Genomic DNA, 8,530 nt, shown 5'->3' on the forward strand with positions numbered 1-8,530 from the left:
GCCCGCCGCCTCCCTCGCGCACGCACCTCGCGGCCGCCGAGGGCGGCCGCTCGGCGGCGCGCGCCTTCCGCACTGCCGAGGCTCTAGTTATAAATGGTCGGCGTCGGCCGCGGCGGAACCGGTCCGCGAACGATACGTTGATACGTCGACCGCCGGTAGCAGACGAGACGATGGACGACCGGACGCGCGAGTACCTGAAGGGGCGGTTCGGCGACTACTACCGCCGCGCCTCGCCGTCGCTCCCGCCGGACGCGAACCTGCGCGAGTGGGGCCACATCCCGTGGACGCCCGGCTCCGGGACGACGATGGTCCGCCACCAGTCGCTGTTCGACCTCGGCGACGTCGACACGTTCTTCGCGGACAACGCGCCCCGGCACGCCTACTTCTCGGCCGCGCGCTACGACGACCCCGGCGCCTCGACGATGTCGAAGAAGGGGTGGCGCTCCGCCGACCTGATCTTCGACCTCGACGCCGACCACCTCCCGGGAGTCGACCCCGAGACCACCTCGTACCCGGAGATGCTCGCGGAGTGCAAGGAGGCCCTCCTGCGGCTGCTCGACTTCCTCGACGACGACTTCGCCTTCGACGACCTCACCGTCGTCTTCTCCGGCGGGCGCGGCTACCACGTCCACGTCCGCGACGAGAGCGTGCGGGGGCTCGACAGCGAGGCGCGCCGAGAGATCGTCGACTACGTGCGCGCGATCGACCTCGACACGGAGGGCCTGATCCGGACGGTCTCCGAGCGCGGCACGACGAAGCGCGTGCTCCGCACCGAGGGCGGGTGGGGCGCCCGCGTCCACGAGGCGCTCGTGGAGTACGCCGACGACCTCCGCGACATGGACGAGGACGCGGCCCGCGAGCGCCTCATGGAGCTGGACGGGATCGGCGAAGGGCGCGCGGAGACGATCCTCGGCGCGTTCGACCGCAACCCGACCGCCGTCCGCGAGGGCAACGTCGAGGCCGGCGGCCCGGGCGTGCGCCGGCTCGTCTCCGCGCTGGCGTCGCGCGCGGCCGCGACCGACACCGCCCCGATCGACGAGCCGGTCACCACCGACACGCGGCGGCTCATCCGGCTTCCGGGGACGCTCCACGGCGGCTCCGGGCTCGTCGTCACGCCGATCGAGCGTGACGACCTCGCCGACTTCGACCCGCTTCGGGACGCGGTGCCGGACCGGTTCGTCGGCCGCGAGATCCGGATCGAGAGCGACGTCGATCGGACGGTAGAATTAAACGGCGAGCGCGTTAGAGTTGAATCCGGTAGAAACACCGTTCCCGAGTTCGCCGGGGTCTTCCTCATGGCCCGCGGCGAAGCCCGGAAGGCACCCGAACAATGAACCTCGACGAGCTCAGATCGGCCCAAGCGAAGGAACGCCGCAAGGACAGCCTCCAGCACCTGCGGGACTCCTTCTACGACGACGTGGCCGCCTACGTCGCCGACCTGCGCGCGGCCCGCGACCGCCGCGCCGAACAGGTCGACAAGCCGTTCTCCGACGACGACGTCCGCCGCCTCTCAGACGAGGTCGAGACGGCCGAGGAGGTCGCCGAGGCGCTGTACGAGCGCCGCGTCGGCAAGGTCGTCAAGCTCGCGTCGTTCGCCGCGGCCGACATGCCGGTCGACGCTGACGGCATGACGACCGAGGAGCGGAAGCTGTTCGACGACCTCGTCGACCGCATCGGTGAGAACAAATCGCGCGTGCTCGACGTGCTCTCCGGCGAGGTGTCGGTGGACCAGTCCGCGTCCGGATCGGCGTCCGGAACGGGGTCCGAGCTCGAACCGGCGTCCGCGCCCGACGGTGCCCGGGCGGAGCGGGGGCCGACGGAGAGCGCCGCGCCCGACGCTCCCGAGGAGCCGGCGCCACCCGCGCCGGACCCGGAGCCCGCCGATCGGTCGAACCCCATCGAACAGGCGGACGCGGCCGAAGACGAGTCTGGCGGGGTCGCCGACGCGCTCGCCGGCGCCATGGGCGGCGGGGACGACGAGGTCGCCGACGCGCTCGACGCGACGCCCGGCGAGACGGCGGAGTCGTCCGACCTGCCCCCGACCGACGCGCCGGAGCGCAACGCGAACGACGTCGCCGGCGACGGCGCCACCACCGACGGCGGCCCGACCGCGGTCCCGACGGAGCCCGCGCCTCCCGGAGCGCCCGGCGGCGACGGACGCGCGGCCGCGGACGACGTCGGTTCGACCGACGAAACGGGCGCGTCTCCCGGAGCCGAGTCGACCCGCGCGGCCGAGTCGGTCGACAACGACCGCGCGACCGTCCGTATCACCCGCGACATCGGCGCCATCTTCGGCGTCGACGAGCGGGAGTACGACCTCGCGAGCGAGGACGTCGTGAGCCTCCCCGTCGAGAACGCGGCGCCCCTCGTCGAGCGGGACGCCGCGGAGCGGCTCGACTGACCCCCGTCGATGGGCGGTGACGCCGCGGCAGGTGTCTCGGACGCCGAGACGACCGCCCGAGTCCGGGCTCTCGGCGCGGCGGCGACGCTCCTCGCGCTCGGCGGCATCGCGGCCGCGGTCCTCCTCGACCCGACGTTCTCGTGGACGAGCGACGCGCTCTCCGACCTGGGGGTCCGCGATCCGAGCGCGCCCGTCTTCAATTGGGGGCTGATCTTCGGCGGCGCCGTCGGCGTCGGGTACGCGGTCGAACTCGGGCGGGCGCTCGGCGGTCGGACCGGCGCGCTCCGCGCGGCCGTCCTCGCGATCGCGATGGTCGCGATGGCCGGCGTCGGCGCCTTCGACCTCACGGAACCGCTCCACGGCCCGTCGGCGATCGGCTTCTACGGCCTCGTCACCGTCGCCTTCGCCGTCGACGGGGTCGTTCGGAGGGCGACCGCGACTGGGCGGGCGACCCTCGCGTTCGTCCCGGTCCACGTCGCGGTCTGGGCGACGTTCCTCGCGGGGTGGTGGCCGGTGACGGGGCTCGCGCTGCCGGAGCTCCCGGGCGCGCTCGTGCTCGCGGCGTGGGTGTGGATCCTCGGGCCGGCGCCGGTCGTCGGAGCGGTCGCGGCACGGTTCGACGGCGTCGGGGGCGACGGTAGCACCGGAGGCAGCGAGACCGACGAGCACTAACGCCGCGGGCGGCTATCTATCGGCGATGGAGGTCGAGTTCCTCGGCGGCGCCCGCGAGGTCGGTCGGAGCGCGGTCCTCGTCGACGACGCGCTGCTCCTCGACTACGGCCTGTTGACCGCGGACCCCCCGCAGTACCCGGTCCGCGACCCCGAGCCCGACGCGGTCGTCGTCTCGCATGGGCACCTCGACCACGCCGGCGCGGTGCCGGCCCTGCTGAAGGGCGACCGGCGGCCGGCGGTCCACTGGACGCCGCCGACCGCGGACCTGACGCGAACGCTCGCGCGCGACACGCTCAAACTCCACGGCAACAGCCCGCTGTGTCCCTTCTCCGAGGAGCACGTCGCGCGGGTCGGCGAGGTCGAGGAGCGACACGCCTACCGAGAGCCGTTCCCCGTCGAGGCGGGGGGGACGGAGTACGAGGTGACGCTGTTCGACGCGGGACACATCCCGGGGTCCGCGCACGTGGTCGTCGACGACGGCGACGACCGACTGCTGTACACCGGCGACTTCCACACCGACGACCAGCGGCTCGTGTCGGGGACGACGGCGCGGCCCGACGCCGACGCCGTGATCTGCGAGTCGACGTACGCGGACGTGACCCACGAGGACCGCCGCGCGGTGGAGGACCGCTGGGCCGAGAGCACGGAGACGACGATCTGGGAGGGCGGGACCGTCGTCGCGCCGGCGTTCGCGATCGGGCGGACGCAGGAGATCATGCTCGTCGCCGAGGCGAACGGCCTCACCCCCTACGTCGACGGGATGGGGGTCGAGGTGACGCGTTTGGTCCGTCAGTATCCCGAGTTCCTGCGCGACCCCGAGGCGCTCCGCCGCGCCAAGGGCGCCGCGCGCTTCGTCACCGGCCGCGACGGCCAGCGCGAGCGGATCGCCGCCGACAACGAGCTGATAATCACAACGTCGGGGATGCTCGCGGGCGGTCCGGTCCACTCGTACCTTCCGAAGATCCGGGGCAGCCCGGCGAACCTCGTGACGCTGACGGGGTATCAGGTCGAGGGGACGCCGGGCCGCGAGCTCCAGGAACACGGGCGGCTCGAGATAAACGGTCAGGTGCGCCCGGTCAGCGCCCGGGTGGAGTCGTACGACTTCTCCGCGCACGCCGATCGCGAGGGACTGGAGTCGTTCCTCGAGTCGTACCGCGGCGCGCGGGTGCTGGTGAACCACGGCGACCGCTGCGAGGCGTTCGCCGAGGACCTCCGCGCGGACGGGTTCGACGCGAGCGCGCCCGAGATCGGGGAGCGGGTGGAGCTGTAGAAGCGGTCAGTCGTCGCTTTCGTCGACGACGGACGTGTTCGACACGGTCGCGGCGTTCAGCGGGCCCGCGCGTTCGACCCCGTCTCCCGCGCTCGGACCGGCGTGTTTCTCCCCGTCCCATCCGGGATGGAAGTAGGCGACGCCCCGGTTCGGGAACTCGACGGCCGCCACGCGCTCGTTCGACGCGTCGGGGAGCTGCGGCCGAACGGGGTTCGAGGTGTTCAGGCGGTCGACCGTCACGGACCGTATCGGTCCCTCGGGGCCGCCCTCGCCCGGATTCGCCGCCGTGAGCCAGACGGTCGCCTCGACGGTCGCGTTCCGCCCTTCCACGTCGACGAACGCGTTTCCGACGCCCGTGTACCGGACTCCCGTCACCGTCGGTCCCGTCGGCACGCAGGTCACGGTGTGGGTGCGGTCCAGCGAGACGCTGACCCCGCCGCCGTTCGCGTCGACCTCGAACGCGAGCGGGACCGCCTCTCGCTCCGGACAGCGCAGCGTGACGTCGACCGCTGCGGCGCTCCCCCGCTCCAGCGACGAGGGCGGCTCGACCGACTCGATCGTCGCGTCCGTCGCTCCGGGGTCCGCGATCGAGACGTCGACGTCGAACTCGCCGAGGTCGCCGCCGAACCGGTTCCGGTACTCGACGACCGGCACGGACTCGCCGTCGCGGACCTCGTCGGCGAGCGGCTCGTAGCCCAGGTACGCGCTCGCATCGTCCGTCACGTTGACCGCGAGCCCGCGGTCGGCCTCCATCGCGGTGAATCCCACGGTGCCGATCACCAGCCCGACGGCCGCCGCGAGTACGAGCACGAGGCTCAGCGTCCGGAGGGCGCTCGCGTCGGCCGTCGGCGTCCGGGCGGTCGCGCTCATGTGCCCTCGGAGAGCTCGGGCGGTTTCTCGGAGTTCCCGAGGCGCGCTCGGCGGCCGACGACGCGGTGGGCGGCGGCGGAGATCCCGAAGGCGGTGGCGGTGAACGCCCCCACGTCGATCGCGTCGAGCCCCGCGAACCCCGGCGTTCCGGTCGCGACGGCGACCATGAGCGAGACGGCGACGCCCGCGAGCCCGACGTAGTAGAGGCTCCACGGGATCTCCCGGCTGCGGAGGACCTCGACGTAGATGTCGAGTTCCTCCAGCTCGGGCGTCGGCTCGACGAGGTTCGCCTCCTCGTCGACCGTCACCACGTTCTTCTCCTCCAGCTTCGGGAGGTGCGTGCGCCGGAGCGTGCTGTACACGTTCCGGCGGTCCTCGTACCGGACCGCCTCCGGGTCGACGTCGCGCTCCCACGCGGTGACGTGCACGGAGAGCTCGGCGACGTCGATCGGCTCCTCCGCGCGCTTGAGCGCGTGGATGACGAAGCGGCGCCGCCTGTTCGACAGCACCTCGAAGACCTCGTCCTCGGACAGTTCACCTCCGTTTCGGCTCGATTCGTCCGTCGTGGCAGCGGTCGATGTCATCGATGTGAGCACCCTGGTTCCCCGCCGGCGGATCTCCCTCCTCGAACCGGCGATTTTCGCTTGTAACGTGTGCGAGATACTATCATAAATGAGTAGGATAGTTAACCTGTCAATGTCGTTTTTCTGTTAGGAGCAGGCGATGATCGGCGGTCAGACGGGGAGCACCTGAATCCGGTACGAACGCCCGACCGGATCTTCAGGGGACCGTTGAACAGCTAATCCACTCCCTGAAGCGAATTAGGAACTCTTTATCGCTGTTTCGGGGCGACGAGCGACGGGCGACGAGGAGCGCCCGAAGCGCATCGAGCCGCGCGAGCCACGCAACGAGGAGTGCACGCGAACATGTCGAGAATATCATAACGAAGTACCACCACCCGTATGTGTTATCCAAGCACTCCCGGTCCGGACGCCCGGGCTGCGGGGGTGCGTCAACACAGGTGAGATACGATATGGAACGACGCAAATTCGTGATCGGTCTGGGATCGCTCGCTGCCGGCGGGGCAGCTGCAACGGGGACGGGTGCGTTTACGACGGCCAGCGTCGACCGGGGCGCGAACATCAGGGTCTCAAACGACGACACTGACGCCAAGCTCGGATTCTCCACGAAGGTGGGATACGGCGGCAACACCGGTGGGGCGGCGCGAAGCGAATACGCTAGAGTCAACGGTGGCGTTCTGGAAATCGACTTTACCGGAAGCGATGCCTCCGGGCTAGAAGACTCCGGTATGAATCCGGATTCGGACTACCACTTCGACAAGGTCTTCCGGATTGTCAACCAAGGTCAGAAGGAAGTCCTCGTCGGGATCGATATCGGAAACATCCGTTCGCTAGACGCTATCGAATCAGCGAACGTTCACGTGAACGGCAGTGCTGACGGGGCTGCGGGAGCCGATCTGGATCAAACTCTCAACTTCGGTACCGACCCCGTCTCGATCAACAACGAGGTTTCCGGCGCGACGCTGAGCCCCGGCGAATCGCTCCTTGTTGACTGGAGCTTCGAGACCGCGCTTAGTGGCTACGATACTCCGTTCGATGAGACTCCCGAAGTGAGTATCGGCGGCGTTGACGTGAACGCCTGACGACGGCAGCTGGGCGTTTCAGGTTCCAGCATAACCCAACTGCTGGTACACATCTGATCGTTATTTATTCCGACCGACCGCACCGAACGTCAAAAAAGCGGCAGTAGACGGCTCGTAGCGAGCGCACCCGTACCGACTGGACTCCCTTGCCAGCGTAATCCTTCTAAAGCCGTCGAAACCCCCGTTTCACTCCCCGCCGTCGGTGTACGCCCAGTCGTCGAGCACGCGCTCGGCGGTCGCGTCCGCCTCGGCCGGAGTGACCCGATTGCCGGCGACGACCTCGTCGGCGAGGTCGCAGGCGAGGTCGTACACGGCCGCGCCGTCGGCGCGCTCGGCGACGCGCTCGAACGTCGGCCGGTAGCCGGCGGCCGCGCGCTGTCCGGTCTCGTCGAGGGAGGCGTCGATGGCGTACTCGAGCTGACGGACCGCTTCTGCTGGTTCCATACACACGTGATCGCGTGCTTCGCACTTAAGTGTACTCGGATTCAGAATTGAGTTAATACTCTCGCGGCGACCGCGCTGTCGCGGCGGCGGAGCCGCGGGACCGGGGTCGTCGATCGACGTTTATAGGCGTCGTGGCGCCCCAGAACGTTCATGACCGACGCAGACGAGCGCGCGGCCGTCGCGGAGCGCGCGGCGCGAGCGGGCGGCCGCGTGGCGCACGACCACTTCCGGAGCGACATCGCCATCGAGAGCAAGGGCGAGGACGACGTGGTGACGGAGGCCGACCGGGCCGCCCAGCGCACCGTGATCGAGTCGATCCGCGACTCGTTCCCGGACGACGCGTTCGTCGGCGAAGAGGAGGACGAGCGCAAGACCGTCCCCGACGAGGGCGCGTCGTGGGTGATCGACCCCATCGACGGCACGCACAACTACGTCCGGGACATCCGGATGTGGGGCACCGCGGTCGCGGCCGTCGTCGACGGCGAACCGGTCGCGGCCGCCACGGTCTGCCCCGCGCTCGGCGACGTGTACACCGCCGACGGCGACGGGGCGTACCGCAACGGCGACCCGATCGCGGTCAACGACGTCGCCGACCCGCACCGGGCCGCCGTCAGCCCGACGCTGTGGTGGGACCACGACGCGCGCGACGAGTACGCCGCCGCCTGCGAGGCGATCGTCCGGCGGTTCGCCGACATGCGCCGGTTCGGCGCCGCGCAGGTCGTCCTCCCCACCGTCGCCGCGGGCGGGCTGGAAGGCGTGGTCTCGAACCTGCGGGCGAACCCCTGGGACTCGGTCGGCGGGGTCTTCATGATCCGACAGGCCGGCGGGCGCGTCACCGACCTGGAGGGGAACCGCTGGCGACACGACTCGACGGGGCTCGTCGCCTCGAACGGGAGCCTCCACGACGAGGTGCTCGCCGCCGCGCGCGAGATCGAGGATTTGGACTGAGGCCGGTTGCTTATAAATAATCGAAGCGGTGGCGCGCGCCTCCGAGCGGGCCGATGGCCCGCGAGGAGCGCGTGCGAGGGAGTCGGACCGGCGCGACCGCGCCGGTCCGACGAGGCTGGGGAGGCGTGAGGCTGCGGTGCGGGGTGGGACTCAAAGGGGCAGCCGGGAGGGCGAAGCACGGCGACGGAAGCACCGCAGGAACGAGCGCAGCGAGTGACGAGGAGCGCACCGAGCCGCGCGAACCCTCCCGGCTGGGGCTTTG

9 protein-coding genes are annotated in these 8,530 nt (G+C 70.6%); 6 read left to right on the top strand and 3 right to left on the bottom strand.

Annotation, left to right across the window (positions count from 1 at the left end; all coding sequences use genetic code 11):
- The first annotated feature begins 170 nt into the window (after positions 1-170).
- Genes priS through DJ74_RS15395 form a run of 4 tightly spaced genes read left to right on the top strand, consistent with a single transcriptional unit; the run spans position 171 to position 4,343 of the window.
- Positions 171-1,334: a DNA primase small subunit PriS gene (gene priS / locus DJ74_RS15380; RefSeq protein WP_094527805.1), complete on the top strand. Its 1,164-nt coding sequence runs from the start codon at positions 171-173 to the stop codon at positions 1,332-1,334.
- Positions 1,331-2,401 carry a hypothetical protein gene (locus DJ74_RS15385; protein ID WP_094527806.1) on the top strand — a complete coding sequence of 357 codons (1,071 nt, stop codon included), beginning with the start codon at positions 1,331-1,333 and terminating at the stop codon, positions 2,399-2,401. Before priS ends, DJ74_RS15385 begins: the two co-directional genes overlap by 4 nt.
- Positions 2,402-2,410: 9 nt before the next feature.
- On the top strand, positions 2,411-3,073 hold the full coding sequence (locus DJ74_RS15390; protein ID WP_094527807.1) for a DUF998 domain-containing protein: 663 nt from the start codon (positions 2,411-2,413) through the stop codon (positions 3,071-3,073).
- Positions 3,074-3,098: 25 nt separating this feature from the next.
- Positions 3,099-4,343: an MBL fold metallo-hydrolase gene (locus tag DJ74_RS15395; protein WP_094525056.1), complete on the top strand. Its 1,245-nt coding sequence runs from the start codon at positions 3,099-3,101 to the stop codon at positions 4,341-4,343.
- 6 nt (positions 4,344-4,349) lie between these two features.
- On the opposite strand, the gene DJ74_RS15400 is transcribed toward DJ74_RS15395, so the two are convergent.
- Positions 4,350-5,213 (bottom strand): hypothetical protein, encoded by an 864-nt coding sequence (locus tag DJ74_RS15400; RefSeq protein WP_094527808.1) that lies wholly within the window; start codon positions 5,211-5,213, stop codon positions 4,350-4,352.
- Entirely contained in the window at positions 5,210-5,797 is a 588-nt protein-coding gene (locus DJ74_RS15405; RefSeq protein WP_094527809.1) for a transcriptional regulator, read from the bottom strand. Before DJ74_RS15405 ends, DJ74_RS15400 begins: the two co-directional genes overlap by 4 nt.
- A gap of 449 nt (positions 5,798-6,246) precedes the next feature.
- Here DJ74_RS15405 and DJ74_RS15410 point away from each other — a divergent pair, with 449 nt between their 5' ends.
- On the top strand, positions 6,247-6,876 hold the full coding sequence (locus DJ74_RS15410; RefSeq protein ID WP_094527810.1) for a DUF1102 domain-containing protein: 630 nt from the start codon (positions 6,247-6,249) through the stop codon (positions 6,874-6,876).
- Positions 6,877-7,062: 186 nt separating this feature from the next.
- Here the strand turns inward: DJ74_RS15410 and DJ74_RS15415 are convergent, their stop codons facing one another.
- Positions 7,063-7,320, bottom strand: a complete 258-nt coding sequence (locus DJ74_RS15415; protein ID WP_094527811.1) for a hypothetical protein — start codon at positions 7,318-7,320, stop codon at positions 7,063-7,065.
- Between the two features lie 150 nt (positions 7,321-7,470).
- On the opposite strand from DJ74_RS15415, the gene DJ74_RS15420 reads away from it, so the two are divergent.
- Positions 7,471-8,268, top strand: a complete 798-nt coding sequence (locus DJ74_RS15420) for an inositol monophosphatase (RefSeq protein WP_094527812.1) — start codon at positions 7,471-7,473, stop codon at positions 8,266-8,268.
- Positions 8,269-8,530: the final 262 nt, after the last annotated feature.

It is taken from the genome of Halorubrum sp. Ea8 (genome assembly GCF_002252925.1).
GTDB lineage: Archaea > Halobacteriota > Halobacteria > Halobacteriales > Haloferacaceae > Halorubrum.

Coding starts and splice junctions, on each gene's coding strand:
- DJ74_RS15385 (WP_094527806.1), top strand. CDS start 1,331: ATGAACCTCGACGAGCTCAGATCGGCCCAAGCGAAGGAACGCCGCAAG.
- DJ74_RS15395 (WP_094525056.1), top strand. CDS start 3,099: ATGGAGGTCGAGTTCCTCGGCGGCGCCCGCGAGGTCGGTCGGAGCGCG.
- DJ74_RS15415 (WP_094527811.1), bottom strand. CDS start 7,320: ATGGAACCAGCAGAAGCGGTCCGTCAGCTCGAGTACGCCATCGACGCC.
- DJ74_RS15420 (WP_094527812.1), top strand. CDS start 7,471: ATGACCGACGCAGACGAGCGCGCGGCCGTCGCGGAGCGCGCGGCGCGA.
- DJ74_RS15390 (WP_094527807.1), top strand. CDS start 2,411: ATGGGCGGTGACGCCGCGGCAGGTGTCTCGGACGCCGAGACGACCGCC.
- DJ74_RS15405 (WP_094527809.1), bottom strand. CDS start 5,797: ATGACATCGACCGCTGCCACGACGGACGAATCGAGCCGAAACGGAGGT.
- DJ74_RS15410 (WP_094527810.1), top strand. CDS start 6,247: ATGGAACGACGCAAATTCGTGATCGGTCTGGGATCGCTCGCTGCCGGC.
- priS (WP_094527805.1), top strand. CDS start 171: ATGGACGACCGGACGCGCGAGTACCTGAAGGGGCGGTTCGGCGACTAC.
- DJ74_RS15400 (WP_094527808.1), bottom strand. CDS start 5,213: ATGAGCGCGACCGCCCGGACGCCGACGGCCGACGCGAGCGCCCTCCGG.